The sequence below is a fragment of the Streptomyces sp. NPDC002776 genome (genome assembly GCF_053592195.1).
Map to the genome: position 1 here is coordinate 169,951 of NZ_JBSFVG010000013.1, position 25,920 is coordinate 195,870.

At 72.1% G+C, this 25,920-nt stretch carries 30 protein-coding genes, 1 tRNA gene and 1 pseudogene; 16 read left to right on the forward strand and 16 right to left on the reverse strand.

Annotated features, from left to right (window positions below; genetic code table 11):
* Positions 1 to 69: 69 nt before the first annotated feature.
* The 4 genes from ACWD11_RS25345 to ACWD11_RS25360 are packed head-to-tail and all read left to right on the forward strand — an operon-like array spanning position 70 to position 2,111.
* Positions 70 to 504, forward strand: a complete 435-nt coding sequence (locus ACWD11_RS25345) for a roadblock/LC7 domain-containing protein (RefSeq protein ID WP_389419069.1) — start codon at positions 70 to 72, stop codon at positions 502 to 504.
* A 2-nt stretch (positions 505 to 506) separates the two neighbouring features.
* The gene (locus tag ACWD11_RS25350; RefSeq protein ID WP_389419218.1) at positions 507 to 878 is read left to right on the forward strand and encodes a DUF742 domain-containing protein; all 372 of its coding nucleotides are present in this window, start codon (positions 507 to 509) and stop codon (positions 876 to 878) included.
* Positions 856 to 1,473 carry a GTP-binding protein gene (locus ACWD11_RS25355; protein WP_389419068.1) on the forward strand — a complete coding sequence of 206 codons (618 nt, stop codon included), beginning with the start codon at positions 856 to 858 and terminating at the stop codon, positions 1,471 to 1,473. The genes ACWD11_RS25350 and ACWD11_RS25355 overlap by 23 nt, the downstream gene beginning before the upstream one ends.
* Positions 1,474 to 1,532: 59 nt before the next feature.
* On the forward strand, positions 1,533 to 2,111 hold the full coding sequence (locus ACWD11_RS25360; RefSeq protein WP_389419067.1) for a GAF domain-containing protein: 579 nt from the start codon (positions 1,533 to 1,535) through the stop codon (positions 2,109 to 2,111).
* A gap of 13 nt (positions 2,112 to 2,124) precedes the next feature.
* Here the strand turns inward: ACWD11_RS25360 and ACWD11_RS25365 are convergent, their stop codons facing one another.
* Positions 2,125 to 2,727: a GOLPH3/VPS74 family protein gene (locus ACWD11_RS25365; protein WP_389419066.1), complete on the reverse strand. Its 603-nt coding sequence runs from the start codon at positions 2,725 to 2,727 to the stop codon at positions 2,125 to 2,127.
* A 225-nt stretch (positions 2,728 to 2,952) separates the two neighbouring features.
* On the opposite strand from ACWD11_RS25365, the gene tdh reads away from it, so the two are divergent.
* The 9 genes from tdh (at position 2,953) to ACWD11_RS25410 (ending at position 10,191) form a co-directional block, all read left to right on the forward strand.
* Positions 2,953 to 3,981 carry an L-threonine 3-dehydrogenase gene (tdh, locus tag ACWD11_RS25370; RefSeq protein ID WP_389419065.1) on the forward strand — a complete coding sequence of 343 codons (1,029 nt, stop codon included), beginning with the start codon at positions 2,953 to 2,955 and terminating at the stop codon, positions 3,979 to 3,981.
* Positions 3,982 to 4,000: 19 nt separating this feature from the next.
* Positions 4,001 to 5,194, forward strand: a complete 1,194-nt coding sequence (locus tag ACWD11_RS25375) for a glycine C-acetyltransferase (RefSeq protein ID WP_451285695.1) — start codon at positions 4,001 to 4,003, stop codon at positions 5,192 to 5,194.
* A 17-nt stretch (positions 5,195 to 5,211) separates the two neighbouring features.
* The gene (locus ACWD11_RS25380; RefSeq protein WP_389419063.1) at positions 5,212 to 6,120 is read left to right on the forward strand and encodes a LysR family transcriptional regulator; all 909 of its coding nucleotides are present in this window, start codon (positions 5,212 to 5,214) and stop codon (positions 6,118 to 6,120) included.
* A gap of 33 nt (positions 6,121 to 6,153) precedes the next feature.
* Positions 6,154 to 6,729: a helix-turn-helix domain-containing protein gene (locus tag ACWD11_RS25385; RefSeq protein ID WP_451285697.1), complete on the forward strand. Its 576-nt coding sequence runs from the start codon at positions 6,154 to 6,156 to the stop codon at positions 6,727 to 6,729.
* The gene (locus ACWD11_RS25390) at positions 6,726 to 7,247 is read left to right on the forward strand and encodes an N-acetyltransferase family protein (protein WP_451285699.1); all 522 of its coding nucleotides are present in this window, start codon (positions 6,726 to 6,728) and stop codon (positions 7,245 to 7,247) included. The genes ACWD11_RS25385 and ACWD11_RS25390 overlap by 4 nt, the downstream gene beginning before the upstream one ends.
* Positions 7,248 to 7,276: 29 nt before the next feature.
* A complete protein-coding gene (locus tag ACWD11_RS25395; protein WP_451285701.1) occupies positions 7,277 to 7,636 on the forward strand; it encodes an MmcQ/YjbR family DNA-binding protein in 360 nt (119 codons plus the stop codon).
* Between the two features lie 116 nt (positions 7,637 to 7,752).
* Positions 7,753 to 9,036 (forward strand): MFS transporter, encoded by a 1,284-nt coding sequence (locus ACWD11_RS25400; protein ID WP_389419059.1) that lies wholly within the window; start codon positions 7,753 to 7,755, stop codon positions 9,034 to 9,036.
* Positions 9,037 to 9,117: 81 nt separating this feature from the next.
* Positions 9,118 to 9,191, forward strand: a tRNA-Pro gene (locus tag ACWD11_RS25405).
* 148 nt (positions 9,192 to 9,339) lie between these two features.
* Complete coding sequence (locus ACWD11_RS25410) at positions 9,340 to 10,191, forward strand: DUF72 domain-containing protein (protein ID WP_451285703.1); 852 nt, start codon at positions 9,340 to 9,342, stop codon at positions 10,189 to 10,191.
* A gap of 16 nt (positions 10,192 to 10,207) precedes the next feature.
* Here the strand turns inward: ACWD11_RS25410 and ACWD11_RS25415 are convergent, their stop codons facing one another.
* The 11 genes and pseudogenes from ACWD11_RS25415 to ACWD11_RS25465 all read right to left on the reverse strand — a co-directional run bounded on the left by ACWD11_RS25415 (position 10,208) and on the right by ACWD11_RS25465 (position 18,896).
* Positions 10,208 to 10,615, reverse strand: coding sequence for an FKBP-type peptidyl-prolyl cis-trans isomerase (locus ACWD11_RS25415; RefSeq protein ID WP_389419057.1), 408 nt, complete (start codon positions 10,613 to 10,615; stop codon positions 10,208 to 10,210).
* A gap of 26 nt (positions 10,616 to 10,641) precedes the next feature.
* Positions 10,642 to 10,932 (reverse strand): DUF1905 domain-containing protein, encoded by a 291-nt coding sequence (locus tag ACWD11_RS25420; RefSeq protein ID WP_389419056.1) that lies wholly within the window; start codon positions 10,930 to 10,932, stop codon positions 10,642 to 10,644.
* A gap of 112 nt (positions 10,933 to 11,044) precedes the next feature.
* Positions 11,045 to 13,264 (reverse strand): catalase/peroxidase HPI, encoded by a 2,220-nt coding sequence (gene katG / locus ACWD11_RS25425; RefSeq protein ID WP_389419055.1) that lies wholly within the window; start codon positions 13,262 to 13,264, stop codon positions 11,045 to 11,047.
* Between the two features lie 34 nt (positions 13,265 to 13,298).
* Entirely contained in the window at positions 13,299 to 13,736 is a 438-nt protein-coding gene (locus ACWD11_RS25430; RefSeq protein ID WP_389419054.1) for a Fur family transcriptional regulator, read from the reverse strand.
* 122 nt (positions 13,737 to 13,858) lie between these two features.
* Entirely contained in the window at positions 13,859 to 14,386 is a 528-nt protein-coding gene (locus ACWD11_RS25435; RefSeq protein WP_250073405.1) for an NUDIX hydrolase family protein, read from the reverse strand.
* A 42-nt stretch (positions 14,387 to 14,428) separates the two neighbouring features.
* Positions 14,429 to 15,212 (reverse strand): annotated as a pseudogene (locus tag ACWD11_RS25440) (hypothetical protein).
* 1 nt (position 15,213) lies between these two features.
* On the reverse strand, positions 15,214 to 16,614 hold the full coding sequence (locus ACWD11_RS25445) for a glutamine synthetase (RefSeq protein WP_451285706.1): 1,401 nt from the start codon (positions 16,612 to 16,614) through the stop codon (positions 15,214 to 15,216).
* A 216-nt stretch (positions 16,615 to 16,830) separates the two neighbouring features.
* Positions 16,831 to 17,640: an SAM-dependent methyltransferase gene (locus tag ACWD11_RS25450; protein WP_389419052.1), complete on the reverse strand. Its 810-nt coding sequence runs from the start codon at positions 17,638 to 17,640 to the stop codon at positions 16,831 to 16,833.
* Positions 17,641 to 17,786: 146 nt separating this feature from the next.
* On the reverse strand, positions 17,787 to 18,119 hold the full coding sequence (locus tag ACWD11_RS25455; RefSeq protein WP_389419051.1) for a DUF3140 domain-containing protein: 333 nt from the start codon (positions 18,117 to 18,119) through the stop codon (positions 17,787 to 17,789).
* Positions 18,120 to 18,159: 40 nt separating this feature from the next.
* The gene (locus ACWD11_RS25460) at positions 18,160 to 18,642 is read right to left on the reverse strand and encodes a Dps family protein (RefSeq protein WP_451285709.1); all 483 of its coding nucleotides are present in this window, start codon (positions 18,640 to 18,642) and stop codon (positions 18,160 to 18,162) included.
* Complete coding sequence (locus tag ACWD11_RS25465) at positions 18,639 to 18,896, reverse strand: WhiB family transcriptional regulator (RefSeq protein WP_451285711.1); 258 nt, start codon at positions 18,894 to 18,896, stop codon at positions 18,639 to 18,641. Before ACWD11_RS25465 ends, ACWD11_RS25460 begins: the two co-directional genes overlap by 4 nt.
* Positions 18,897 to 19,040: 144 nt before the next feature.
* Between ACWD11_RS25465 and ACWD11_RS25470 the strand changes: the two genes are divergently transcribed.
* From ACWD11_RS25470 to ACWD11_RS25480, 3 genes are all read left to right on the forward strand, one after another.
* Positions 19,041 to 20,228, forward strand: a complete 1,188-nt coding sequence (locus ACWD11_RS25470) for a thiolase family protein (RefSeq protein WP_389419049.1) — start codon at positions 19,041 to 19,043, stop codon at positions 20,226 to 20,228.
* Between the two features lie 110 nt (positions 20,229 to 20,338).
* Positions 20,339 to 21,112, forward strand: coding sequence for a sulfite exporter TauE/SafE family protein (locus ACWD11_RS25475; RefSeq protein ID WP_389419048.1), 774 nt, complete (start codon positions 20,339 to 20,341; stop codon positions 21,110 to 21,112).
* 23 nt (positions 21,113 to 21,135) lie between these two features.
* The gene (locus ACWD11_RS25480) at positions 21,136 to 21,882 is read left to right on the forward strand and encodes a cobalt-precorrin-6A reductase (RefSeq protein WP_451285713.1); all 747 of its coding nucleotides are present in this window, start codon (positions 21,136 to 21,138) and stop codon (positions 21,880 to 21,882) included.
* Here the strand turns inward: ACWD11_RS25480 and ACWD11_RS25485 are convergent.
* The 4 genes from ACWD11_RS25485 to ACWD11_RS25500 form a co-directional block, all read right to left on the reverse strand.
* Positions 21,869 to 22,276, reverse strand: a complete 408-nt coding sequence (locus ACWD11_RS25485; protein WP_389419046.1) for a hypothetical protein — start codon at positions 22,274 to 22,276, stop codon at positions 21,869 to 21,871. The genes ACWD11_RS25480 and ACWD11_RS25485 overlap by 14 nt on opposite strands.
* Before the next feature lie 43 nt (positions 22,277 to 22,319).
* Entirely contained in the window at positions 22,320 to 24,398 is a 2,079-nt protein-coding gene (locus ACWD11_RS25490; protein ID WP_389419045.1) for an MDR family MFS transporter, read from the reverse strand.
* A gap of 47 nt (positions 24,399 to 24,445) precedes the next feature.
* Complete coding sequence (gene cobF, locus ACWD11_RS25495; RefSeq protein WP_451285715.1) at positions 24,446 to 25,231, reverse strand: precorrin-6A synthase (deacetylating); 786 nt, start codon at positions 25,229 to 25,231, stop codon at positions 24,446 to 24,448.
* Between the two features lie 88 nt (positions 25,232 to 25,319).
* Positions 25,320 to 25,841: a DUF309 domain-containing protein gene (locus ACWD11_RS25500; RefSeq protein ID WP_451285717.1), complete on the reverse strand. Its 522-nt coding sequence runs from the start codon at positions 25,839 to 25,841 to the stop codon at positions 25,320 to 25,322.
* Between the last annotated feature and the right edge of the window lie 79 nt (positions 25,842 to 25,920).

A 25,920-nucleotide genomic window follows, 5' to 3' on the forward strand; every position in this document is an offset into this window, starting at 1 on the left:
CCCACCCCCACGCCCAGGTCCTGTCCCAGCGCTCCCGCTGACCTTCGTACCTCAAGGAGTCGATCCACCATGGCGAGCGAAGCGCCGACCGGCCATGCATCCGATCTCGACTGGCTGATGAGCGGCCTCGTGCAGCGCGTACCGCACACCAGCAGCGCGGTGCTCCTGTCCTGCGACGGGCTCGTGAAGTCGGTCCACGGCCTCGACGCGGACAGCGCCGACCACATGGCGGCCCTGGCCTCCGGTCTGTACTCCCTCGGCCGCAGCGCCGGGGTCCGCTTCGGTGACGGCGGAGACGTCCGCCAGGTCGTCGTCGAACTCGACTCCACCCTGCTGTTCGTCACCACCGCCGGATCCGGCACCTGCCTGGCCGTGCTGGCCGGACGCGAGGCCGACGCCGCCGTGCTCGGCTACGAGATGGCGATGCTGGTCAAGAGCGTCCGCCCCTATCTGGTGACCGCGCCCCGCCACCACGCCGTCGAACCGTCGGCGTCGAGGCCTTGAGCGTGGCGGCGGCCGGTGACGGGCCCTGGCTCGATGACGCGGCCGGACGGCTGGTGCGCCCCTTCACGGTCAGCAACGGCCGGACCCGGCCCACCGTCGCCCTCGACCTGATCTCCCAGGTGATGGCCACCGGGGCGACCCCCCTCGGCTATCTGGGCCCTGAACACACGGAGGCGCTCGACTCATGCCGCGCCCCCGTATCGGTCGCCGAGGTCGCGGCCCACCTGAAGCTGCCGGCGGCAGTGACCAAGGTGCTGCTGGCGGACCTCGTCGACTGCGGGGCGCTCACCACCAAGCCCCCCGAGTTCCACCACAACCCCACTGACCGGGCCCTTCTGGAGGCAGTGCTCGATGGACTACGACGACAGCTCTGACTACGCCGACGGCGCCGACCCCTTCCCCACCGCACTGAAGATCCTCGTGGCGGGCGGGTTCGGGGTCGGCAAGACGACCTTCGTCGGCGCGGTCAGCGAGATCGCACCGCTCAGCACCGAGGAACTGCTCACCACGGTCAGCGCCGCGACCGACAATCTCGACGGTATCGAGAACAAGGTCGAGACCACGGTCGCCATGGACTTCGGCCGCATCACGCTCGACCCCCAACATGTCCTGTACCTGTTCGGCACGCCCGGACAGGAGCGGTTCTGGTTCATGTGGGACGAGCTCTGCGAAGGCGCCCTCGGCGCGGTCGTCCTCGCCGACACCCGGCGCCTGGAGGACTGCTTCGCCGCCGTCGACTTCTTCGAGCAGCGCGGCCTCGGCTTCATCCTCGCCATCAACGACTTCGACGGCGCCTACCGCTACGACCCGGAGGAGGTGCGCGCCGCCATCGACCTCGACCCCGGGGTCCCCGTCGTGCGCTGCGACGCCCGGATCTCCAGCTCGGGCGTCCAGACCCTGCTGACCCTCGTCAAACACCTCATCGCGCACGCCCCGGCCCCCGCGACCGGCTACGGCGCCCATATGTGATCCCCGCACACCCCACGGAGCCCTCCTATGCCATACGCCCACACCCCCGGAGCGCGCCGATGAGCTACGACCCGCCCCGCCCGGCCGGTCGACTGCTGCTCACGCCCGAGGACAAGGAGGCACCCGCCCGAGCGGACCGGCTGCGCCGACTCGGCCTCGGTGAGCGGACGGAACCCGTCCTCGACGCCTACGCCGCCGCCCTCGCCGAGATGACCGGGGCGCCGTACGCCATGGTCAACTTCATCGACGAGAACCGGCAGTTCTTCGCGGGCCTGCATCTCCCGGCGGCCGCGCTGTTCGTGAAGGGCGACGGCACCAGTCCGCGGGTCGGCCGCACCCTGCCGCGCGACCACGGGTTCTGCCCCCATGTGGTGGTCCGGCGCAAGGCGCTCGTCCTGGAGGACGTCTGCGACTATCCGCGGTTCGCGGGCAACCCGGTGGTCGACGAGTTCGGCATCCGCTCCTACCTCGGCGCACCGCTGATCGACACCACGGGGATGGTGCTCGGCACCGTGTGCGTCGCCGACGTGCAGCCACGGCCGTGGGGGAGACCGGGCCTGGAGGCGATCAAGGCGTCGGCCGCGGATCTCGTCGCCCGGCTGGAACGACGGGCGGCCGACGACCTGCCGCTGCCCTGAGACCTGGTCCGGTCTAGAAGCCCCGCCAGACGTTGTCGAACGCGGAGTCCTCGATCGACCGCCGCTGCCGTACGGCCTCCAGTTCCATCACCGCGTCGCCCACGGCGGCCAGCACCGTCGTGACCGTGTCGTCGGTGAGGTCCTCGGCGGTGTCGGCCGGGTCCGCCAGGCCGGCGGCCGCGGCGAGCGCGGCGAGGACGGGCTCACCGGACGCCCGGCGCTCCTCGGCGCCGGCCCGGGCCGGAGAGTCGACGGGCACCGCCCGGCCGGACCCCCGCGGGAAGCGGGGGCCGCGCCCGCGGGCAGCCAGGCCGGTCCGCTCCAGATCGTCGACGTAGGCAGCGAAGAGCCCGGAGCCCCGCCGCCACAGCCAGTCCGTGACGGTCTCGTACGGCTCCTTCCGCAGCAGCGCCGCGGCGGCCTCGTCCAGCAGCCGGTCGCCCGTCGCCGTCGTCGCGCCCGGTACGAGGCGGTCGTCGTCCAGCGTGAGCGCCCCGGCCTCGACCAGGTCCAGCACCTCGGCTCCCGCGAGCGCGAGCGAGAGATCGCCCTGCTCCACGGAACGGCCGGGCGCCGGGTCCAGGGCGACGAGCGCGAGATCCCGTGCGGTGTTCATGTGCGGCTCCAGGTCGGTCGGCCGGTGCGGTGTGCCCCGTTGATTGTTGCCTCCTTCGGTCCTTTTGGGACCGGTGTGAAGGAGATCTGCGGCTCCGCTTAAGAAATCCTCGATGGACCGGGGCGCCGAGGTACGGCAGATTGCTAGGCGATTCCACCCCTCTCCCCGGATGCGGGCGCCTTCGGCATGCCCGCGCCCGGGGCCGTACCCACAGGAGCCGTACGAGTGAAGGCGCTGGTCAAGGAGAAGGCGGAGCCCGGGCTGTGGCTCACGGACGTCCCCGAGCCCGCCGTCGGTCCCGGCGACGTACTCATCAAGGTGCTGCGCACCGGCATCTGCGGCACCGATCTGCACATCCGGTCCTGGGACGGCTGGGCGCGGCAGGCGATCCGCACCCCGCTGGTGCTCGGCCACGAGTTCGTCGGCGAGGTCGTCGACACCGGCCGGGACGTCACCGACATCCGGCCCGGCGACCGGGTCAGCGGTGAAGGGCATCTGGTGTGCGGCAAGTGCCGCAACTGCCTGGCCGGACGGCGGCACCTGTGCCGGGCCACGATCGGGCTCGGGGTGGGGCGCGACGGCGCGTTCGCCGAGTACGTCGTGCTGCCCGCCGCCAACGTCTGGGTGCACCGGGTCCCGGTCGACCTCGATGTGGCCGCGATCTTCGACCCGTTCGGCAACGCCGTGCACACCGCGCTGTCCTTCCCACTGGTCGGCGAGGACGTCCTGATCACCGGCGCGGGCCCGATCGGTCTGATGGCCGCCGCCGTCGCCCGGCACGCGGGCGCCCGCAACGTCGTGATCACCGACGTCAGTGAGGAGCGGCTGGATCTCGCCCGCAAGATCGGCGTGAGCCTGGCCCTGAACGTGGCGGAGACCGGGATCGCGGACGGCCAGCGGGAGCTGGGGCTGCGTGAGGGCTTCGACATCGGGCTGGAGATGTCCGGCCGCCCCGAGGCCATGCGCGACATGATCGCCAACATGACGCACGGTGGCCGGATCGCCATGCTCGGTCTGCCCGCCGAGGAGTTCGCGGTGGACTGGGCCCGCATCGTCACCTCGATGATCACCATCAAGGGCATCTACGGCCGCGAGATGTTCGAGACCTGGTACGCGATGTCGGTCCTCCTGGAGGGCGGCCTCGACCTCAGCCCCGTGATCACCGGCCGGTACGGCTTCCGTGACTTCGAGGCGGCCTTCGCCGACGCGGCGAGCGGCCGCGGCGGCAAGGTCATCCTCGACTGGACCGCGTAACCCCTTAGGAGCTTCTTCGATGTTCGACTCCGTGCGCGACGACCTGCGCGTCACCCTCGACGAGATCCGGGCCGCCGGACTGCACAAGCCCGAGCGGGTCATCGGCACCCCGCAGTCCGCGACCGTCGACGTGACCGCGGGCGGCCGTCCCGGCGAGGTCCTCAACTTCTGCGCCAACAACTACCTCGGCCTCGCCGACCACCCCGAGGTGATCGCCGCCGCCCACGCGGCGCTGGACCGCTGGGGCTACGGCATGGCCTCCGTGCGCTTCATCTGCGGTACGCAGGAAGTGCACAAGGAGCTGGAAGCGCGGCTTTCCGCCTTCCTCGGGCAGGAGGACACGATCCTGTACTCCTCCTGCTTCGACGCCAACGGCGGTGTCTTCGAGACCCTGCTCGGCCCCGAGGACGCGGTGATCTCCGACGCCCTCAACCACGCCTCCATCATCGACGGCATCCGGCTGTCCAAGGCCCGCCGGTTCCGCTACGCCAACCGTGATCTGGCCGACCTGGAACGGCAGTTGAAGGATGCCTCCGACGCCCGGCGCCGGCTGATCGTCACCGACGGCGTCTTCTCCATGGACGGCTACGTCGCGCCGCTCGCCGAGATCTGCGACCTCGCCGACCGCTACGACGCCATGGTCATGGTCGACGACTCGCACGCGGTCGGCTTCGTCGGCCCCGGCGGCCGCGGCACCCCCGAGCTGCACGACGTGATGGACCGCGTCGACATCATCACCGGCACCCTCGGCAAGGCCCTCGGCGGAGCCTCCGGCGGCTACGTGGCGGCCCGCGCCGAGATCGTCGCCCTGCTCCGCCAGCGCTCCCGCCCGTACCTCTTCTCCAACACCCTCGCCCCGGTGATCGCCGCGGCTTCCCTGAAGGTGCTGGACCTGCTGGAGTCGGCGGACGACCTGCGCGTCCGGCTGAACGAGAACACCGCGCTGTTCCGCCGCCGGATGACCGAGGAGGGCTTCGACATCCTCCCCGGCGACCACGCCATCGCGCCCGTGATGATCGGTGACGCCGCTGTCGCCGGCCGGCTGGCGGAGCTGCTGCTGGAGCGCGGGGTGTACGTCATCGGCTTCTCCTACCCGGTGGTGCCGCAGGGCCAGGCCCGCATCCGGGTGCAGCTGTCCGCCGCGCACTCCACCGACGACGTGAACCGGGCCGTGGACGCCTTCGTCGCCGCCCGCGCGGAGCTGACCGCCTGACCTGAGAGAATCGATCCGTGATCGAAGCGCGGCGGCTCCACATCCTCCGTGCGGTGGCCGACCATCGCACCGTGACGGCGGCTGCCGCCGCGCTGTATCTCACGCCCTCGGCCGTGTCGCAGCAGCTCACCGCGCTGGAGCAGGAGACCGGCCACCGCCTGGTGGAGCGCGGCGCCAAGGGCGTACGGCTCACCCCGGCCGGTGAGATCCTGCTGAGCCACACCCACGCCGTCCTCGCCCAGCTGGAGCGCGCCGAGGCGGAGCTGGCCGCCTACGGCTCCGGGGCGGCCGGCACGGTCACCGTCGCCGCCTTCGCGACCGGCATCGCCCAGGTGGTGGCCCCGGCCGTGGCCCGCCTCGCCGCGTCGGCGCCCGGCATCCGGATCCGCGTCCAGGACGCCGAGGGCGACGCCAGCCTGCCGATGGTGCTGGACCGGCAGGTCGACATCGCGGTCGCCGTCGAGTACCGCGGGGCCCCGCCCGCCGACGACCCCCGGCTGAGCCATGTCCCGCTGTACGCCGAGCCCTTCGACGCGGTCGTGCCGATGACGCACCGGCTGGCGGACGCGGCCGAGGTGCCGCTGGGGGAACTGGCCAAGGACTCGTGGATCGGCCCGTACCCCGGCAACCCCTGCCACGACGTGGTCGTGCTCGCCTGCGAGAGCGCCGGCTTCCAGCCGCGCCTGGAGCACTCCTCGGACGACTTCCGCGCGGTGGTGGCGCTGGCCTCCGCGGACGCGGGCGTCGCCCTGGTCCCGCGCTCGGCGCTGACCGGCATGGACCTCACCGGGGTGGTGGTCCGCCCGGTCGACGGCGTGGCGCCCACCCGACGGGTCTTCGCGGCCGTACGCCGCGGCGCCGAGGAGCACCCGCTGATCCGCCCCGTGCTGGACGCCCTGCGGGCGGCGGGCGAGGGGACGGCGTGACGGTCGTTTCATATTTGGGATACAGTCCCGTATGTGAAACAGAGTGTGGAGGTCGACCCTGTCGATGTCCGGCTCGGCGCGCGGCTTGCCGCGCTGCGGGCCGAGCGCGGGTGGTCGCTGGGTGAGGTGGCGGAGCGCAGCGGCGTCAGCAAGTCCACCCTGTCCCGGGTCGAGCGGGCGGAGATCAGCCCCACCGCCGCGCTGCTCAACCGGCTCTGCGGGGTGTACGGGCGGACCATGTCCCAGCTGCTCAGCGAGGTGGAATCCGAGCCCGCGCTGCTGGTGCGGGCCGCGGAGCAGCAGGTCTGGGCGGACCGGGCCTCCGGCTTCGTCCGGCGGTCCGTCTCCCCGCCGCATCCCGGGCTGCGCGGCGAACTCGTCGAGGGCCGGCTCGCCGCGGGCGCCGACATCGCCTACGACCGGCCGCCCGTGCCGGGTCTGGAGCAGCACCTCTGGGTTCTCGAAGGGGAGCTGGAGGTGACGGCGCAGGACGCCCAGCACCACCTGGAGGCGGGGGACTGCCTGCGGTTGCGGGTGTGGGGCCCCACGCGGTTCCGGTGCACCGGAACCGGCGAGGCGCGGTATGTGCTGGCGGTGGTGCTGCCGTGACCGTCCTCCGTCTGGACGAGGGGCAACTGCTGGCCCGTAGCGATGAGTTGGCGAGGTTGCTGGTGGACGCCGTGGCGGGGGGCGCCTCGGTCGGGTTCCTCGCGCCGCTGGACCCGGCCGTCGCGGAGGAGTGGTGGAAAGCCCGGGCTGACGGGCCGTTCGCGGTGTGGGCGGCGGTCGACGGCGGGCGGATCGTCGGCACCGTCAGCCTGGCCTTCCCCGACAAGCCCAACAGCCGCCACCGCGCCGAGCTGGTCAAGCTGATGGTGCACCGGGACGCGCGCGGCCTCGGCCTCGGCCGTACCCTCCTGGCCACCGCCGAGCAGGCGGCCGCCGCCGCGGGCATCACCCTCCTGCACCTCGACACCGAGACCGGCAGCCCCGCCGAGCACCTCTACCGCTCGGCCGGCTGGACCCGGGCCGGGGTGATCCCCGACTACGCGGCGGACCCGGGCGGAGCGCTGCGGCCGACGACGCTGTACTACAAGCAGGTCGGAGCGCCCGTACCCGCCCGGTGATGTCAGTGCGAGCGGTTACGGTGCCTGCCATGCAGGATGCCGAAGACGTACGCCGTACCGCGCTGTCCCTGCCGGACACGACGGAGAAGACCGCCTGGAACATGCCCACGTTCCGGGTGGCGGGGAAGATGTTCGCGACGCTGCCCGAGGACGAGACCTCCATCGCCGTGCGCTGCCCCAAGGAGGAGCGCGACGAACTGGTGCTGGCCGAGCCGGGGAAGTTCTGGATCGCCGGCCACGAGGCGCAGTTCGCCTGGGTGCGGGTCCGGCTCGCGGCGCTGGAGGACGGGGACGAGCTGCGGGACATCCTCGCCGACTCCTGGCGCCAGGCGGCACCCACCCGACTCCTGGAGGCCTACCCGGAGTTGGGGCTTCCGGCCGCGGACTGAAATTCCCTCGGGCGTTGTCAGTGCCGCGTGGCATGATCCGGAGACGTGAGCGGAAGGCGGGGCGGAGGGGGCCCCGGCTGCCGCGGTGACCGGTGCACGGGGAGGGGAGCGCGGGGATGGCGAGGCGGCGGTCGAAGGTGTCGGGCGAGGTCCGTCCGGTCTGGTCCCGGGACTTCGCCCTCTTCTTCGCCGCCCGTGCCGTCGCCCGGCTCGGCGACACCATGCTGCCGGTGGCCCTCGCCGCCGGACTGCTCCAGCACGGGTACGGCGCGGGCGCGGTCGGCCTGGCCATGGCCGCCACGGCAGCCGCCTTCGCCGGATTCGTCGTCTTCGGCGGGGTGATCGCCGACCGCTTCAGCACCCGTCGGCTGATGATCGGCGCCGACCTGGTGCGCCTGGGCACCCAGGCCCTCGCCGCGGCCCTGTTCTTCAGCGGTCATGTGGTGCTGTGGGAGATCTGCGCGATCGGTTTCGTCAACGGTGTCGCGGGCGCCGTCTTCCAGCCCGGTGTCGCCAGTACGACCCCCCGGCTCGCCACCGACGTCCAGGGCGCGAACGGCGCCATACGCATCGCGGAGTCCGCGGCCCACCTCGCGGGCCCCGCCCTCGCCGGGCTCCTCGTCGGCCTCGCCTCCCCGGGAGGTGTCTTCGCCGCCCACGCGGCGACGTACGCGGTGAGCGCCCTGTGCCTGCTCCTGCTGCGCCTGCCCCCGCTCGCCTCCGGCAGCGCGCCGGTACCGAGCACCTTCCGGGCGGACCTGGTCGAGGGCTGGCGGGAGTTCCGGGCGCGCACCTGGCTCTGGGCCGTCATCGCCGTCTGGTGCCTGTACATGCTCATGGTGTGGGGCCCGACCCTGCCGCTGGTCGCGACCGAGGTGGTCCAGGAGCACGGCGCCGGCGCCTACGGCCTGATCAACTCCGCCCTGGGCGCGGGCACCGTCGTCGGCGGCCTCCTCGCCCTGCGCCTGCGCCCCCGCCGTATGCTCCGGGCGGGCGCGATCAGCCTCTTCGCCTTCGTCGGCTTCCCAGCGACCGTGGGTCTCGGCCTCGACGTACCGGCGATGGCGGCGGGCGCCGCGGTGGCGGGCGCGGGCATGTCCTTCTGGAGCGTGATGTGGGCGACCACCGTCCAGACCCAGGTCCCTGCGGACGTCCTCAACCGCATCCACGCCTACGACGTGGCCGGCTCCCTGGCCATGATGCCGGTGGGCCAGGCCCTCGCGGGCCCCTCCGCGTCCGCCCTCGGCGCCGAGAACGTCCTGCTGGTCGCGGGTGTGATGAGCCTGGTCGTCGCGGCGACCCTGCTCGCGGTCCGGCCGGTGCGTGACCTGGTGCGGGCCGACGCGCCGACCGCCGGATCGATACCCGCCGGGCAGCCGGAGCGGGCCCGCACCGAATAAACCGGTGCGCGACCACGGACCCGAGTGCGGTATTGTTTCCCTGTTCGTTCGGCCCGGGGAAAGCCCAGGTCAGGCGGGCATCGGGACGTGGCGCAGCTTGGTAGCGCACTTGACTGGGGGTCAAGGGGTCGCAGGTTCAAATCCTGTCGTCCCGACTGTGCGGAAACGCAGGTCGGAGGCCGTTCTCTCATCACGAGAGGGCGGCCTTTCGTACGTCCGGGGGCGGCAGAAAAGCACGGAGAACGTCATGGAGGGGGTGAGGGCTTTCCCGGGTAGTGGGGCCGCGAGGAAAGGACGGCCGGGATGGGCGAGTTTCTGATCGGGACGTGTTCGTGGACGGACAAGGCGCTGGTGGCCGGCGGATGGTACCCACCGGGGCGGCGTGACCCGGAGGGGCGGCTGCGGCACTACGCCGAGCACTTCTCCGTCGTGGAGGTCGACGCCGGTTACTACGCGCTCCCCAGCGTGCGCAACAGTCTGCTCTGGAACGAACGCACTCCGCCGGGCTTCCGGTTCGATGTCAAGGCGTTCTCCCTCCTCACCGGGCACCCCACCCGCAGGACCGCCCTGCCCGCCGACCTGCGCGGCCACGCCCTCGACGACCCGGAGCTGCTCGACGAGGTCTGGCACCGTTTCGGCGCGGCCCTGCGGCCCCTCCAGGAGTCCGGCCGGCTGGGCGCCGTACTGTTCCAGTTCCCGCCGTGGTTCGGTCCGGACGCGCGGGCGGAGACCGTGCTCGATGCCACCAGGAAACGGGCGTACCAGTGGCCGATGGCCGTGGAGTTCCGCCATCCCGACTGGTGGTGCGAGGACCGGCGGGAGCGCACGGTCGCCCTGTTGAGGGACCTGGACGCCACCGCGGTGGCCGTCGACACGGTCCAAGGGCTGCCCACCTCGATGCCCGCCGTCACGCCCGTCACGTCCTCGAGGCTCGCGGTGGTCCGCTTTCACGGCCGTAGCGCCGCCTGGGGGACCGGAAGCAAGGAGGACCGCTTCCGCCATACCTACACGCGGGAGGAACTGGCCGCCTGGCTGCCGCGCCTGCGCTCTCTGGCGGACCGGGCCGAGGAGCTGCACGTCCTGTTCAACAACTGCTGCGGTGACGCCGCGGTACGCGCCGCCGAGACGTTGCGCGATCTGCTGGAAGGTTCCTGAAGCGACCGTCGCCGTCTCAGGACGTGCTGCTCCACCCGGTGCTCCGGGAGTACGCGTCGAGCAGGTCCACCACGAAGACGAGGGTCGAGTGCGCCGGGATCAACGGGGACGGCGACTCCTTGCCGTAGCCGAGACGCGGAGGGATGACGATCTCGCGCCGACCGCCGACCTTCATCCCCCGCACACCCCGGTCCATGCCCTTGATGACCCTGCCGCCGCCGAGGGCGAACTTGAACGGCTCGCCCCGGTCCCAGGAAGCGTCGAACTGCGTCCCGGACTCCAAGGTCACCCCTACGTAGTGCACCCGGACCACCATGCCCGGCCTCACCTCGGGCCCGTCCCCGACGACCAGGTCGCGCACGGTCAGCTCGGTGGGAGCGGCACCCTCGGGAACGTCGACCTCGGGCTTCGTCTGCTCACCCATCACAGGCTCCTCCGTCATGTCCGGGATCACTGCCAGCGGACCGTCAGTTCTATCTCCACCTCGTCCCCCGCCTCCAGGCCCTGCGGCATGCGTACCGCGGCCTTCAGCGGCAGCAGGTAGCGGCCGTCCCTCGGGAACAGTGACGTGGTGAAGGCGACCGCGCCGATGCGGGCCTCCACCGGGATCACGCCCCAGCCGTAGGTGGCCGCGGACGCGACCTGGTGGATGTCGGCGGACTCCTCCCGCGGTACGGGGACGAAGTAGTACGGCGACGGGCCGCGCCATTCGATCACCTGGCCGGTGAAGGCGAGTTCCAACAGGTCAGCCTCGATTCGGGACAGCTATGCGGTGGGAGAGGCACAGTACACAGACGGCCGGGCCGGCCGACGGGTGTGTCGGCCGGCCCGGGTGTCCAGGGGCGGGGTTCGCTCAGACCAGGTCGAAGCGGTCCAGGTCCATGACCTTGGTCCACGCCGCGGCGAAGTCCCGCACGAACTTCTCCTTCGCGTCGTCGCTCGCGTAGACCTCCGCGAGCGCCCGCAGCTCGGAGTTGGAGCCGAAGACCAGGTCGGCGCGGGTGCCGGTCCACTTGACCGCGCCGGAGGCCGCGTCACGGCCCTCGAAGGTGGTCTGGTCCGGGGACGTCGACTTCCACTCCGTGCCCAGGTCGAGCAGGTTGACGAAGAAGTCGTTGGTCAGCTTGCCCGGCGTCTCGGTGAGCACGCCGTGCTTGGAGCCGTTGTGGTTGGCGCCGAGGACCCGCAGACCGCCGACGAGCACGGTCATCTCGGGGGCGCTCAGCGTGAGCAGGTTCGCCCGGTCCAGCAGCAGGTACTCGGCCGGCAGCCGGTTGCCCTTGCCGAGGTAGTTGCGGAACCCGTCGGACGTCGGCTCCAGCGCCGCGAACGACTCGACGTCGGTCTGCTCCTCGGTCGCGTCGACCCGGCCCGGGGAGAACGCCACCTCGACCTCGACACCGGCGTCCTTGGCGGCCTGCTCCACGGCGGCGGTGCCACCGAGGACGATCAGGTCGGCCAGGGAGACCTTCTTGGCGCCGGAGTTGAACTCGCTCTGGATCTCCTCCAGGGTGCGCAGCACCTGGGCGAGCTCGTCGGGGTTGTTGACCTCCCAGCCGCGCTGCGGCTCCAGGCGGATCCGGGCACCGTTGGCGCCACCGCGCTTGTCACTGCCGCGGAACGTCGAGGCCGACGCCCACGCGGCGGAGACCAGCTGCGGGACGGTCAGACCCGAGGCGAGGATCCTGGCCTTCAGGGCCGCCACGTCGGCGGCGTCGATGACCTCGCCCTCGGCCTGCGGCAGCGGGTCCTGCCACAGCATCGTCTCCTCGGGGACCTCCGGGCCGAGGTACAGCGACTTCGGGCCCAGGTCACGGTGGGTCAGCTTGTACCAGGCGCGGGCGAAGGCGTCCGCGAACTCGGCCGGGTTCTCGTGGAAGCGCTTGGAGATCGGGCCGTAGATCGGGTCGAAGCGCAGCGAGAGGTCGGTGGTGAGCATCGTGGGCAGACGCTTCTTCGACGGGTCGTGCGCGTCGGGGATGATCGCCTCGGCGTCCTTGGCCACCCACTGCTTGGCGCCCGCCGGGGACTCGGTCAGCTCCCACTCGAAGCCGAAGAGGATGTCGAAGAAGTCGTTGCTCCACTGGGTGGGCTTGGTGGTCCAGGTGACCTCCAGACCACTGGTGATCGCGTCGCCGCCCTTGCCGGTGCCGTAGGTGGACTTCCAGCCCAGGCCCTGCTCCTCCATGGAGGCGGCCTCGGGGTCGTTGCCGACATGGTCGGCCGGGCCGGCGCCGTGGGTCTTGCCGAAGGTGTGGCCACCGGCGATCAGCGCGACGGTCTCCTCGTCGTTCATCGCCATCCGGTGGAACGTCTCCCGGATGTCGCGGGCCGCGGCGATCGGGTCCGGGTTGCCGTTGGGGCCCTCCGGGTTGACGTAGATGAGGCCCATCTGGACCGCGCCGAGCGGGTTCTCCAGCTCACGGTCGCCGCTGTAGCGCTGGTCGTCGAGCCAGGTGGTCTCGGGGCCCCAGTAGACGTCCTCGTCGGCCTCCCAGACGTCGGCGCGGCCGCCGCCGAAGCCGAAGGTCTCGAAGCCCATCTGCTCCAGCGCCACGTTGCCCGTGAGGATCATGAGGTCGGCCCAGGACAGGGACTGGCCGTACTTCTTCTTGACCGGCCACAGCAGACGGCGGGCCTTGTCGAGGTTGCCGTTGTCCGGCCAGCTGTTCAGCGGCGCGAAGCGCTGCTGCCCGCGGCCGCCACCGCCGCGGCCGTCGCTGATGCGGTAGGTGCCGGCGCTGTGCCAGGCCATACGGACCATCAGCGGGGCGTAGTTGCCGAAGTCGGCGGGCCACCAGTCCTGCGAGGAGGTGAGCACCTCGGCGATGTCCTGCTTCACGGCGGCCAGGTCGAGGGACTGGAACGCCTCCGCGTAATCGAAGTCCGCACCGAGCGGGTTCGCGACCACCGGGTCCTTGGCAAGGATCTTCAGGTTGAGCCGCTCGGGCCACCACTGGCGGTTGCCGCCGCCCTGGGTCGGGTGCGCGGCACGACCGTGCGCGACGGGGCAGCCCCCCGTGACCTCCTCCGTCTTGGGGTCGGTGACGATTGCGTCGGGGTTCTCAGCCATGGGAATCCTTCCGGGCTTTGGGTGGAGCGGGTGCTCAAAGAGTCTGGGAGGGCGAGCAGTCGGGGCACACGCCCCAGTAGATGACCTCGGCCTCGTCGATCGCGAAGCCGTGGTCGTCCGAGGCCGTCAGGCAGGGGGCGTCGCCGACCGCGCAGTCGACGTCGGCGACGGCACCGCACGACCGGCACAGGACGTGGTGGTGGTTGTCCCCGACGCGGCCCTCGAACCGGGCCGGACTGCCGGCCGGCTCGATACGGCGGACGAGCCCGGCCGTGGTGAGGGCGTGCAGGCCCTCGTACACGGCTTGCAGGGAGACATGGCCCACGCGGTCCCGCACGCCGGAGGCGATGGCCTCGACACCCAGGTGGTCGCCGTGCCGGACGGTCTCCAGCAGCGCGACCCGGGCAGCCGTCACCCGCAGGCCGGCGCCGCGCAGCTCCTCGGCGGTGGTGGGGGTTCCGGATGAGCTCATGCGCCGAACCTACCCTCATAAACACGAATGGTTCAAGAAAACGAACGGTTCAAATTTAATGACGAGCGGACATCGAGCCGGAATCGACCACTGGGCGACCGCGCGGCGACTGCGCGTGACCGTCAGATCACACAGCCGACATGCGCCAGCGCCTGCTTCAGCAGCACGCCGTGCCCGCCCGGCATCTCGCTCTGCACCGCCGGGGACAGCGCCTCCTGAGGGCTGAACCACACCAGGTCCAGGGCGTCCTGGCGGGGGCGGCAGTCCCCGGTGACCGGCACCACATAGGCGAGGGAGACCGCGTGCTGGCGCGGGTCGTGGTACGGCGTGACACCGTGCGTGGGGAAGTACTCCGCGACCGTGAAGGGCTGGAGGGAGGCCGGGACCCGGGGCAGGGCGACCGGGCCGAGGTCCTTCTCCAGGTGCCGCAGGAGCGCGTCGCGCACCCGCTCGTGGTGCAGCACCCGGCCGGAGACCAGGGTCCGGCTGACCGTTCCGTCCGGTCCGATGCGCAGGAGCAGGCCGATGCTGGTGACCTCGCCGCTGTCGTCGACGCGCACGGGCACGGCCTCGACATAGAGGATCGGCATCCGGGCGCGGGCCATCTCCAGCTCGTCGGAGGTCAGCCAGCCGGGCGTGGTTTCGGTCATATCAGACATTGCTTGATCATACTTTCCGGGATCGGCGCGCGCTCAGTCGCGACGGTGGACGGTTTCGGCGGGAAGTCCGTACAGGCGGCGGGCGTTGGCGGAGCCGTCGGAGCTGTACAGCAGTTTGCGGAACGGTGTGATCTCCAGCGCCTCGTCCAGGACTCCACGCGCGCGGGCCGGGCCGACGTGGTGCAGGGTCAGGCCCACCCAGCACCGGATCGGCGAGGCGTCCGCCGCCCGCGAGCCACCGCCGGGCCGCCCCGGTGACCTCCGCGTCCGTGGGCCGTGCCGGGTCGAGATCGAAGCCGGTCCGGTAGGCGGCGACGGACTTCACCGCCACCACCCCGGGCCGGCGCACGGCGTCCTCGGCGGCCGCGCGGAAGGCGGCGCCGTACGCGTCCGGCTCGATCCCGGCCCGTACGGTCGCCTCCGCGATGTTCTCCAGCCGTACGACCTCGAAGGCGTCGGCGCCGGCCGGCTCGGCGAGTTGACGCGGCGTGGTGAGGGAGTGCGGGGCGTGGCCGGTGTCGACGCAGAGGGCGACGGTGAGGAAGCGGCGGTTCACCTCGGCCGGGCCGAGTTCGGCGCGCCGGGCGAGGTACTGCTCGGCGGGCGCGTGCCGGGGGAGGTCCAGCACGGGTGCGCAGGGCCGGCGTACCGCCACGCCCACCGGGGTGTCGAAGGGGGAGACGCCGGGCCAGGGGGCGCCCTCGGTCAGCAGGGACTCGAACCCCGGCCGGTCCAGGTCCCCGGTGACCACGCCGTGGCAGTGGTGATCGGTGAGCGGGTGGGCGGCGAGGGTCTCGTGGACCGCGGTGGCCGGCACGTCAGTACCGCCAGCGGTACGCCGCCGCGATCCGCCCGTCGTCGAGCCCGTCGGCGGCGGCGATCTCCCCTTCGCGTACGGCGATCACCGCGTCGGTGAGCACCGGCCCGAGGGCGGTGCTCAGCACCTCGTCCGCCCGGAACTCCGCCACGGCCTCACCGAGCGAGGCCGGCAGCCGGCGCACACCCCGGGCGCGGGCCTGTCCGGCGTCCAACAACTCCGGGTTGCCGGTGGTCTCCTGGGGCAGGGGCGTGGACCTCGCCATGCCGTCGAGGCCGGCGGCGATGACGCAGCCGAGGGCGAGATAGGGGTTGGCGGCGAGGTCGGCCGGCTTGATCTCGATGTTCGCGGACCGGTCCTGGAGGCCGGCGGTGCCGGTGATCACCCGCACGCCCGCCTCGCGGGTCTCCCGGCCCCACGCGGTGAACGCCCCTGCCCACCGGGAGGGCTTGAGGCGCAGATAGCTGGCGGGGCTGGGCGCGGTCACCGCGGTGAGCACCGGGAGGCGGGTGAGCACACCGGCCGTGAAGGACTCGGCCTCGGCCGTCATGCTGTGGCGGCGGTCGCCGCCCGCGTGCAGATTGACGCCGTCGCGCCAGGCGGAGAGGTGGAGGTGGCCGCCGTTGCCGACGCCCTCGGCGACCACCGCGGGGGCGAAGGAGACGACGAGGCCGTGGCGCCGGGCCACCGCCCGGATCGTCTGGCGCACCAGCACACTGCGGTCGGCCGCCGCGACCGGGTCCAGCGCGCCCACCGACACCTCGAACTGCCCGGCCGCGTACTCGGGATGGATCTGGTCGACGTCCACGCCCTGTTCGGCGAGCGCGGCCAGCAGGTCGGCGGAACAGTCGCTCAGCTCGACCTGCCGGGCGGCGCCGTAGGCGGGGCCGGTCGTCGCGGGCACCAACTCGCCCTCGGGCGAGGGGCCCTGGCCGATGGTCCACTCGATCTCGATCGACGCGCGGAAGGCGAGGCCCTGGCGGGCGGAGTCGGTGACCAGGTGCCGCAGGAAGGTGCGGCTGCACCCTGGGTGCGGGTCGCCCTCCTGGGTGATCCGGTCGACCGGGGCCCACGCCCAGCCGGGCTGCCGGGACAGCGCCACCAGGCGCCCGAGGTGGGGGTAGAGCCGCAGATCGCCGTCGGGGGAGCCGAGGTGGCCGGTGGTGACGATGGAGTCGTCCGCGAGGAAGGTGTCGAACACGGGGGACATGCCGACGCCCCAGGCCGCCGCCGCGGGCAGCTTCGCGGTCGGGATCGCCTTCACCCTGCCGATTCCGGCGGTGTCCACGTAGGCCAGCACGATGCCGTGCACGCCCCGCCCGGACAGCTCGCCGCTCAGCGCGGTGGCCCGCTCGATGTCCCCGGGACGCCCTCCGGGCACGGGATCGGCAAGGGTGGTCATCCGTTCTCCTCGTCGAGCTGGGCCGCGACACTCGCTGGGGCGTCAGGGTTTCACGGCCACCGTGCCGTCCTGCGGCACCGCGACGGGAGAGTCGGAAACCGGCCCTGGGGCCATTGTGCCGTCCCTTGATCATCCTGTCTTCGGAATCGGCGTCTCCGGAACCGTGCAGGGGCAGGGGAGGTTGGGCCCTGGGAGGAGGAGGGTGAGCAGGATGCCTCAGGGTTTGCGGGCGACCCCGCCGTAGAGGGAGACGGGGCCATCGCCGAGCGGGGCCTCGTCCCGGGCGAGGTCGGGGCGCCAGTCCCGCACCGACACGATCCCCGGCTCCATCAGGTCGAGTCCCTTGAAGAATCCGCCCACTTCGGCCCGGCTGCGCGCGACGAGCGTCACTCCGCCCGCCGCGTACCGCTCGATGCCCTGCCGGACGTTCTCCGGCTCGAAGTCGGCGGTCATGCAGGACAGGACCAGACAACTGCCCGGCGCCAGTGCCTCGACGAGGGTGTCCACCAGCTCGTAGGCGCCGTCCTCGTCCGCGACGAAGTGCAGCAGGGCGATCAGGGACAGGGCGATCGGGCGGTCGAAGTCCAGCAGCCGGGCGGCCTGTTCAAGGATCACGCCGGGCTCGCGGGCGTCCGCCTGGAGGTACTCCGTCACGCCCTCCGGGGTGCCGCGCAGCAGCGCCTCGGCGTGCGCGAGGACGATGGGGTCGTTGTCGACGTAGACCACGCGCGCGTCCGGGGCGAAGGACTGGGCGATCTGGTGGAGGTTGGGCTCGGTGGGTATGCCCGTGCCGATGTCCAGGAACTGGCGGATGCCGGTCGTCCCGGCGAGGTGGCGCGTGGCCCGCTGCATGAAGCAGCGGTTGCTGCGCGCCGCCCGCGGCGCACCCGTGTCGATCGCCATGATCTGGCGGCCGAGGGCCTCGTCGACCGGGTAGTTGTCCTTGCCGCCGAGGTACCAGTCGTAGACCCGGGCCGGATGGGGCCGGGTCGTGTCGATACGGACGGCCGGCTCGGTCCCGGTCACACATGGCTCCTCTGCTCGCTCGGCACGGGGGTGCGCTGCGGGCAGTCTTTCACGATCACCGGAGACGGCGGAGACTGTCTTCGGCCACCTCACGGTCGGCTGTCGGCCACCTCAACACCCGTGTCGGCGCCGCCCGTTCACGGCGCTCACGCCTTGAGCGGGTCGTGGCCCAGGGACATCAGCAGGTGCCTGCGGCGGGGGTCCTCCGCCGCGGGTTCGTTCTCCACGTCCGCCTGTTCGGCGACCGTGTCGACCACCTCGTACATCACCGTGACGTCGTCGTCGGTGAGGTCCGTGCGGCGCTTCTGGAGGATCGCCAGGACATGCTGTCCGGTCGGCGAACCGGCGTGCTCGGGGAGGGGTTCGGTCTCCTCGGAGGCCTCGCTGACCCGCAGCCAGGCGGCCAGTTCCTGTGAGGTCATGTTCACGGCACGGTGGAAGTCCTCCCACAGCGCGTCGAGTTCGAGGGAGTCGGTCATGGTCAGCCCCTTTCACTCGCCCTCTTGCTCAGCCGTGCGCCTACTCGTCCCGGGGCCAGTTCTCGGCGTCGAACATCCAGCGCTGCTTCTCCAGGTCGCCGGTGACGCTGATGAGCAGGTCCTGGGTGACGGGATCCGCCTTCTCGGTGGCATCGATACGGGCGCGCAGCCGGCCGATGGCCGATTCCAGCGCGGCCACCATCAGCTTGACGACCTCGGTGTCGCGCAGCCAGCCCTCATCCGCGCTGGGCAGGCCGAGGGATGCGGCGACGGTCTCCGGGCGGCCGTCGGGGGAGACGCCGATCGCGGCGGCGCGTTCGGCGACGGTGTCGGCGTGCTCGCGGGCGGCCAGGACGACCTCGTCCAGCTGCAGGTGGATCGAGCGGAACCTCGGTCCGACGACGTTCCAGTGCGCCTGCTTGCCGATCAGTGACAGACCCAGCAGGTCGACCAGCGTGTCCTGGAGGGCGTCACCGGCGATGCGGCGTTCCTTGTCGGGCAGAGTGCTCTTCACCACGGTCATAGGGTGCTTCTCCTCTCGGCGTGCTGCCTTGACGTCCGGAGCAGTACGGCGCGCTCCTCCTCGCAGGTTCCGCCCCACACACCCGCTGCCTGGCCGCTGTGCAGCGCGAAGGCCAGACACTGGGTGATCACCGGGCAGCGGGCGCACACGCGCTTGGCCGCCGCGGTCTCCCGCAGCGCCGGCCCGCGTAGGCCCACGGGAAAGAACAACTCGGGGTCCTCCCCTGCGCAGGCTGCTCTCCGCAACCACTCCATGAGGCGCGGGTGCCCGGGGTGTACTCGTGCAAACGCGGCGTTCCGCCGTCGGCCGGGGTTCTTCCCAGGGGGAGGGGCGGCGGTCTATAGTCAAAAACTAGCGGTGCTAATTAAGAGAGTCGCTGTCGGTCAGGAGTCCTTCTCGTGCGTCCCGTCCACTTCGCGGCCGCCCGCCGCACCCCCATCGGCAAATTGCGCGGAGCCCTGTCCTGCGTACGTCCCGACGACCTCGCCGCGACCGTGATCCGCGGGCTGGTCGCCGACGTGCCCGCGCTCGACCCGGCGCGCATCGACGACGTGTACTGGGGCGCCGCCAACCAGTCCGGCGAGGACAACCGCAACGTCGCCCGCATGGCCGCGCTGCTCGCCGGGCTGCCCGAGTCGGTGCCCGGCGCGACCGTGAACCGGCTGTGCGCGTCCGGTCTGGAGGCCGTGACCACCGCCGCCCGCACCATCGCCGCGGGCGAGGCCGACATCGTGCTCGCGGGCGGATCCGAGTCGATGAGCCGCGCGCCCTTCGTCCTGGCCCGGCCCGACGAGGCCCTTGCACACCGCATCGAGACCGTCGACACCCGGCTCGGCTGGCGGCTGGTCAACCCGGCGATGAAGGACCTCCACGGGCTGCTGTCCATGGGGGAGACCGCGGAGGAGGTCGCCTCGCGCCACGGCGTCTCGCGCGAGCGGCAGGACGAGTTCGCGCTGCGCAGCCACCGGCTGGCCGCCGAGGCCCGCAAGAACGGCCACTTCGACGACGAACTGCTGCCGGTCGAGCGGCCCGACGGGGTGGTCGTCGACAGCGACGAGTGCGTGCGCGAGGACACCTCGGTGGAGAAACTCGCGCGGCTCAAGCCCGTCTTCCGGGAGGGCGGCACGGTCACCGCGGGGAACGCCTCGCCGATGAACGACGGTGCCGCGGGGCTGCTCCTCGTCAGCGAGGAGGCCCTGAACGAACTCGGTCTCGAATCGCTCGGACGGTACGCGGGCGGCGCGTCCGCGGGTGTGCATCCGGATGTGATGGGGATCGGGCCGGTTCCGGCCACGCAGAAGGTGCTCGCGCGGGCGCGGTGGAGCGTGGCGGACATCCAGGAGGCCGAGTTCAACGAGGCGTTCGCGGCGCAGGCGCTGGCCTGTGTCGACCGCCTCGGGATCGATCCGGAGCTGGTCAATCCGACGGGCGGCGCGATCGCTCTCGGCCATCCCCTGGGCTGCTCGGGCGCCCGCATCCTGACGACCCTGCTGCACCGCATGCGCCGCACGGGTGCGGAGCGCGGCCTGGCCACGATGTGCGTCGGGGTGGGGCAGGGGAGCGCGGTGCTGGTCGAGCGCCACTAGGGCCTGCCGGCACCTGACCGCTTGCCGGGCGATACCTGGCGGGATGCGTTCGCCGACCGGTGAGGCGCCTGCTGACGTGCTGGTTGGATGTGCATAGCATCGGTCTTCGCATGGACACGATGACGCTGTGGCACCTCACCGGCTGGGAGTTCGTCGCGCTCGCCTTCGCGGCGCTGCTCGTCGGCTTCTCCAAGACCGCCGTGAGCGGGGCCAACACGGTCAGCCTGGCGGTCTTCGCCGCGGTGCTGCCCGCCCGTGCCTCCACGGGCGTCCTGCTTCCGGTGCTGATCGCCGGGGACCTGCTCGCCGTGCTCACCTACCGGCGGCACGCGCACTGGCCCACGCTGTGGCGGCTGTTCCCCGCGGTCGCGGGCGGAGTGGTCGCGGGCACGGTGTTCCTGATGTGGGCCGACGACGGGATCGTCCGGACGTCGATCGGCGCGATCCTGCTGCTGATGGCCGCCGTGACGGTGTGGCGGCGCAGGACCGCCGACGCCGAGCGGGACCCGGACGCGGTGGTGACCCGCGGCGGCCGGATCAAGGCCCGCTCCTACGGCGTCCTCGGCGGGTTCACCACCATGGTCGCCAACGCCGGTGGCCCGGTGATGGCGATGTACCTGCTCTCGGCGGGCTTCCGGAAGCTCGGGTTCCTGGGCACCTCGGCCTTCTTCTTCCTGATCGTCAACGTCTCCAAGGTGCCGTTCAGCGTCGGGCTCGGCCTCATCGACAGGCGCTCGCTGCTGCTGGACGCCGCGCTCGTGGGGTTCGTGGTGCCGGGCGCGCTCCTCGGCAAATGGGCTGTGAACCGGATCGACCAGCGACTCTTCGAGCACCTCGTCATCGCGGCGACCGTGGTGGGCGGCGTCCAGCTCCTGCTGCCCTGAGCGGGCGGCCGTAGGCTCACCCCATGGCCCCGCATGTCCTCATCCTCGGCGGCACCACGGAGGCCCGTGAACTCGCCGCCGTGCTCACCGCGCTGCCCGGTGTCCGGGTGACCACCTCGCTCGCGGGCCGCGTCAAGCGGCCCGGCACCGTCACCGGCGAGGTCCGCATCGGAGGGTTCGGCGGTGCGGACGGGCTCGCGCAGTGGCTGCGCGAGGAGCGCGTGGACGCCCTTGTCGACGCCACCCACCCCTTCGCCGCGTCGATCACGGCGAACGCCGCCCGCGCCGCCGCGGCGACCGGAGTACCGGCGGTCGTGCTGCGCCGCCCCGGCTGGCAGCCCGGCCCGCAGGACCGCTGGCATCCGGTCGCCTCCCTGGACGCGGCCGCCGAACTGCTGCCGAGCCTGGGCCGCCGGGTCTTCCTGACCACGGGCCGCCTCGGCCTCGCGGCCTTCGCCCGGCTGACGGACCTGCACTTCGTCGTACGGTCCGTGGAGCCGCCCGAGCCGCCGCTGCCGCCGCGCACCGAAGTCCTGCTGGCCCGCGGCCCGTTCACCGTGGCCGACGAGACGGCCCTGCTGCTGGGCCACTGTGTCGACGTCCTGGTGACCAAGGACAGCGGCGGGCAGGCGACGGCGGCGAAACTCACGGCCGCCCGGCACCTCGCGCTCCCCGTGGTGGTCGTACGGCGTCCGCCGCTGCCCGAGGACGTCGTGGCGGTGCCGGACGTGGCGGGCGTACTGGAACGGCTGGGTCTCAGCCCTCGATGACCGAGCGCCGCATCCGGTCGATGACGCGCAGCACCTCGGTACGGTTCTTGGCGCTCTTGACCCAGGCGGGGAGCCTCGCCACGACGGTCATCTTCCGGCCGTGCTCGTACCAGGGCGCCCGCTCGCGCAGATCCGCCGCGACGAACCGGCGGATCAGGTCCAGGTGTTCCAGGCTGTACGCCCACAGCTCACCGTGCCGGGTCTCCGCCCGGAGCCACAGCGCCGGCCAGGTGCCCTGTGCGACGGGGCCGCACCGGCCGCAGGACCGGCAGATCACCCTGGCCGACTCGAAGTGGGCGACGCGGTCGCAGCCCGGGCAGCGGACCAGCACCGAGTCGCGGTAGCCGTACCCGCCCGTGCCGGGATCGTGGAAGCGGACCGGTGCGGGAGACATGGCCCGATCATGACGGTGACCGGTGCCGCGGGGCAATCGGCTTTCAGCGGGCGGCCGCCGTCGCCGGTTCCCTCAGCCGGGCCGGCATGCCGCTGCTCAGGTCCTCCAGGAGCAGCCGCTTGGCGATCGTGTCTACGGCGGCGCGCAGATCCGTGCCCGAGGGGCGGCCGATGTCCCGCTCCACCCGCTCCTCCAGCCAGACGGCCCAGGAACGGCTGATCACCTCGGCCTCACGGGCGCCCGCCCGGGTGTGCGAGAGCAGGGAGCCGTCGCGGGTCAGATAGCCCTCCTCGACCATCCGGTCGAAGACCGGCAGCAGTACCTCGGGCGGCACATGGCGGCGGGCGGCGATCAGCCCCAGGCTCGCGTGGCCGACCATCCGGGTCAGCAGCTCCACCTGCATCACCGCCCAGGCACCGGCCACGTCGAGACGGGTGTCGGAGGACCGCACCAGCTCGCGTGCGGTGTCCAGATCGGTACTGCCGATGATCTTCATGACGGAGGCTTCCAGCACCCGCTGCGAGTCGGCGCCGCGCGGCTGCGCGAACCCCTCGCCCATGTCCGTCGACCCCATCCGGGCACTGTCCCGCAGCTGGACCTGCTTGAGGAACAGGGCGACGAGGAAACCGAGCGCCGCGACCGGCACCGTCCACAGGAACACCGTCTGGAGGGTGTCGGCGTAGGCGTCGACGATGGGCCCCGCGACCGCCGGCGGCAGCTCGTGCACGCCCTCGGGACTGGTCGCCGCCCGGGCGACGGTCGCCGGGTCCACCTCCCCGGTCCGGGCGGCGGCCTCGACTCCCTCCCGCAGGTGGGGCGTGAGGCTGTTGGTGTAGATCGTGCCGAAGACGGCCGTACCGAAGGAGCTGCCGAGCGTACGGAAGAAGGTCACGCCCGAGGTCGCGGTGCCGAGATCGGCGTACTCCACGGTGTTCTGCACCGCGATCGTCAGCACCTGCATGCACAGGCCGATGCCGGTGCCGAGCACGAACATGTACAGCGACTCCAGCCAGGCCCCGGTGGACGGCCCCATCAGGGACATCAGATACAGCCCGACGCCCATGACCAGGGAACCGATGATCGGGAAGATCCGGTATCTGCCGGTCTTGCTGACGACGTTGCCGCTGAAGACCGACGCGATCAGCAGTCCGGCCACCATCGGCAGCGTCCGCACGCCGGAGACGGTGGCGGAGTCGCCGTCCACGTACTGCAGATACGTCGGCAGATAGGTCAGCGCGCCCAGCATGGCGAAGCCGACGATGAAGCTGAGGACCGAGCAGACCGTGAAGACCGGGTTGCCGAACAGTCGCATGGGCAGCATCGGTTCGGCCGCGCGGGTCTCCACCCAGCAGAAGAGCCCGAGGGCGAGCACCCCGCCGACGAACAGGCCGATGATGACGCCCGAGCCCCACGCGTACTCGTTGCCGCCCCAACTCGTCGCCAGGATCAGCGCGCTGGCGCCGATCGCGACGAACGCGATGCCCAGATAGTCGATGACCGGCCGGGCGGCCGACTTCACCACCGGAATGGTGCGGGCGGCGGCGATGACGACGACGATCGCGATGGGGACGTTGACGTAGAAGGCCCAGCGCCAGGAGAGATGGTCGGTGAACAGGCCGCCCAGCAGCGGCCCAACGACCGTGGCCACCCCGAACACGGCGCCGATCGCGCCCTGGTACTTGCCGCGCTCGCGCAGCGGGATCACATCGGCGATCAGCGCCATCGAGGTGACCATGAGCCCGCCCGCGCCGACGCCCTGCATCGCCCGCCACATGATCAGCAGCGTCATGTTGTCGGCGAGGCCGCACAGGAACGAGCCCGTGATGAACACGATCGCCGAGACCTGGAAGACCACCTTGCGGCCGAACATGTCGCCGAACTTGCCCACCAGCACGGTCGCGACGGTCTCGGCGAGGAGGTACGACGTCACCACCCACGACATGTGCGCGGCACCGCCGAGGTCCGACACGATCGTGGGCAGCGCGGTGCCGACGATCGTCTGGTCCAGGGCGGCCAGCAGCATGCCCAGCATGATCGTGACGAAGACGACGTTGCGCCGGCGCTTGTCCAGCACGGGAGGCTCTGCGGCGGGCGGACGCGCGGTTTCCTCGGCGATGGTCACGAGGACACGATCACACCGGGCGGTTGCCCCCGCACGCGGGACGGGCCCTAGGTGTGGTCCGGGCCGTGCTCCGGGTTGCGGCGCAGCAGATACGTGTCCATGATCCAGCCCTTGCGCTCGCGGGCCTCGGCGCGCAGCCGCTCGATCCGCGGCGCCGCCTCGGCGATCGGGCCGGAGGCGAGGATCTCGTCCGGGGTGCCTATGTAGGCGCCCCAGTAGATGTCGATGTCCTGGTCGGCGTACTGCCGGAAGGTCTGGTGCGCGTCGAGCATCACCACCACGTCGTCCACGCCCTCGGGGAACCCCTCGGCGAGGCGCCGCCCGGTGGTGATCTGCACGGGACGGGCGACCCGGTTGAGCCCGGTCCGATGGCGGGCGACGAGCGCGGAGACACTGCTGATGCCGGGGATGACGTCGTACACGAAGGTCACCGCGCCCTTGCGCAGCACCTCCTCCAGGATCCCCAGCGTGCTGTCGTAGAGCGCCGGATCGCCCCAGACCAGGAACGCCCCGGTCTCGTCCGCGCCGAGCTCCTCGGTGATCAGCCGCTCGTAGATGCCGGCGCGGGCACTGCGCCAGTCGCCGACGGCGGGGGAGTAGGCGGACCCGCCGGCCGAGCGGTCCCGCTCCGGGTCGCGCGCCTCGACCACGCGGTACGTCCCCGGCGGCACATGTGCGTCCAGCATGTCCCGGCGCAGCCGGGTGAGGTCCGACTTCACCTCGCCCTTGTCCAGGACGAAGAACACGTCCGTGCTCCGCAGCGCCCGGACCGCCTGGAGGGTCAACTGGTCGGGGTCGCCCGCGCCGATACCGATGACATGAATCTTTCGCACCCCCCGAGTCTGCCGCACCCCACGGACAGCGCCGACACCGCGTCGTCCCTACGGGATTCGCCGCACGGGCTGATCCGAGCGGCAGGACCTACCGCGCCCCGCGCAGCGTCGGCGCGCACCGGCCCGCGTCGACCGGCGCCGACCGCGCCTCCACGGTCGCCGCCAGCTCCCGCGCCCAGGCGGTCACCCCCGCCAGGTCCATCCCGTACGGCCGCCGCAGCCCGGTGCCGGCCGCCCACTCGTCGACCGCGCCGGCCCCGCGCCGGAGCAGCCGGGCGCCCCCGGTGACGTTCCCGCGGGCCGAGTGCGTCAGGCCCACCGCGAGCTGGGCCAGCCCCCGCCACAGACCGCGCTCCCGGTCCGGGCCCGACTTCCACGCGTCCTCGAAGACCTCGTGCGCGTGGAACGGCCGCCCCGCGTCCAGCAGCTCCTGCGCCTCGGCGACGGTCTGCTCGGGGGTGCGCACGACGCCCTCGGGCTGCCGGTCCACTCCGCTCGCTCCGTACGGCAGGGGCCGCCCGAGCCCGTCCCGGGGCCGCGCGTTGCGTGCCCGCCCCTCGTTGTCCCGGTCCCGTGCCCCGGCTTCCCGACCCGACGATGTGCTGCCCATACGCCGATTGTGCCGCGCCCGGTGCCCCCTTCGAAGCCGCCCTAGGGTGTGCGGTAAAGTGCTGTTCGCGCGATCACAC

What these genes read in the sequence shown, in the direction of transcription:
- ACWD11_RS25475 (WP_389419048.1), top strand. Translation starts at nt 20,339, where the DNA reads ATGGACACGATGACGCTGTGGCACCTCACCGGCTGGGAGTTCGTCGCG.
- ACWD11_RS25500 (WP_451285717.1), bottom strand. Translation starts at nt 25,841, where the DNA reads ATGGGCAGCACATCGTCGGGTCGGGAAGCCGGGGCACGGGACCGGGAC.
- ACWD11_RS25430 (WP_389419054.1), bottom strand. Translation starts at nt 13,736, where the DNA reads ATGAGCTCATCCGGAACCCCCACCACCGCCGAGGAGCTGCGCGGCGCC.
- ACWD11_RS25460 (WP_451285709.1), bottom strand. Translation starts at nt 18,642, where the DNA reads ATGACCGTGGTGAAGAGCACTCTGCCCGACAAGGAACGCCGCATCGCC.
- ACWD11_RS25400 (WP_389419059.1), top strand. Translation starts at nt 7,753, where the DNA reads ATGGCGAGGCGGCGGTCGAAGGTGTCGGGCGAGGTCCGTCCGGTCTGG.
- ACWD11_RS25345 (WP_389419069.1), top strand. Translation starts at nt 70, where the DNA reads ATGGCGAGCGAAGCGCCGACCGGCCATGCATCCGATCTCGACTGGCTG.
- ACWD11_RS25395 (WP_451285701.1), top strand. Translation starts at nt 7,277, where the DNA reads ATGCAGGATGCCGAAGACGTACGCCGTACCGCGCTGTCCCTGCCGGAC.
- ACWD11_RS25455 (WP_389419051.1), bottom strand. Translation starts at nt 18,119, where the DNA reads ATGACCGACTCCCTCGAACTCGACGCGCTGTGGGAGGACTTCCACCGT.
- ACWD11_RS25410 (WP_451285703.1), top strand. Translation starts at nt 9,340, where the DNA reads ATGGGCGAGTTTCTGATCGGGACGTGTTCGTGGACGGACAAGGCGCTG.
- ACWD11_RS25360 (WP_389419067.1), top strand. Translation starts at nt 1,533, where the DNA reads ATGAGCTACGACCCGCCCCGCCCGGCCGGTCGACTGCTGCTCACGCCC.
- ACWD11_RS25435 (WP_250073405.1), bottom strand. Translation starts at nt 14,386, where the DNA reads ATGACCGAAACCACGCCCGGCTGGCTGACCTCCGACGAGCTGGAGATG.
- ACWD11_RS25445 (WP_451285706.1), bottom strand. Translation starts at nt 16,614, where the DNA reads ATGACCACCCTTGCCGATCCCGTGCCCGGAGGGCGTCCCGGGGACATC.
- ACWD11_RS25485 (WP_389419046.1), bottom strand. Translation starts at nt 22,276, where the DNA reads ATGTCTCCCGCACCGGTCCGCTTCCACGATCCCGGCACGGGCGGGTAC.
- ACWD11_RS25355 (WP_389419068.1), top strand. Translation starts at nt 856, where the DNA reads ATGGACTACGACGACAGCTCTGACTACGCCGACGGCGCCGACCCCTTC.
- ACWD11_RS25480 (WP_451285713.1), top strand. Translation starts at nt 21,136, where the DNA reads ATGGCCCCGCATGTCCTCATCCTCGGCGGCACCACGGAGGCCCGTGAA.
- ACWD11_RS25465 (WP_451285711.1), bottom strand. Translation starts at nt 18,896, where the DNA reads ATGGAGTGGTTGCGGAGAGCAGCCTGCGCAGGGGAGGACCCCGAGTTG.
- ACWD11_RS25375 (WP_451285695.1), top strand. Translation starts at nt 4,001, where the DNA reads ATGTTCGACTCCGTGCGCGACGACCTGCGCGTCACCCTCGACGAGATC.
- ACWD11_RS25415 (WP_389419057.1), bottom strand. Translation starts at nt 10,615, where the DNA reads ATGGGTGAGCAGACGAAGCCCGAGGTCGACGTTCCCGAGGGTGCCGCT.
- katG (WP_389419055.1), bottom strand. Translation starts at nt 13,264, where the DNA reads ATGGCTGAGAACCCCGACGCAATCGTCACCGACCCCAAGACGGAGGAG.
- ACWD11_RS25365 (WP_389419066.1), bottom strand. Translation starts at nt 2,727, where the DNA reads ATGAACACCGCACGGGATCTCGCGCTCGTCGCCCTGGACCCGGCGCCC.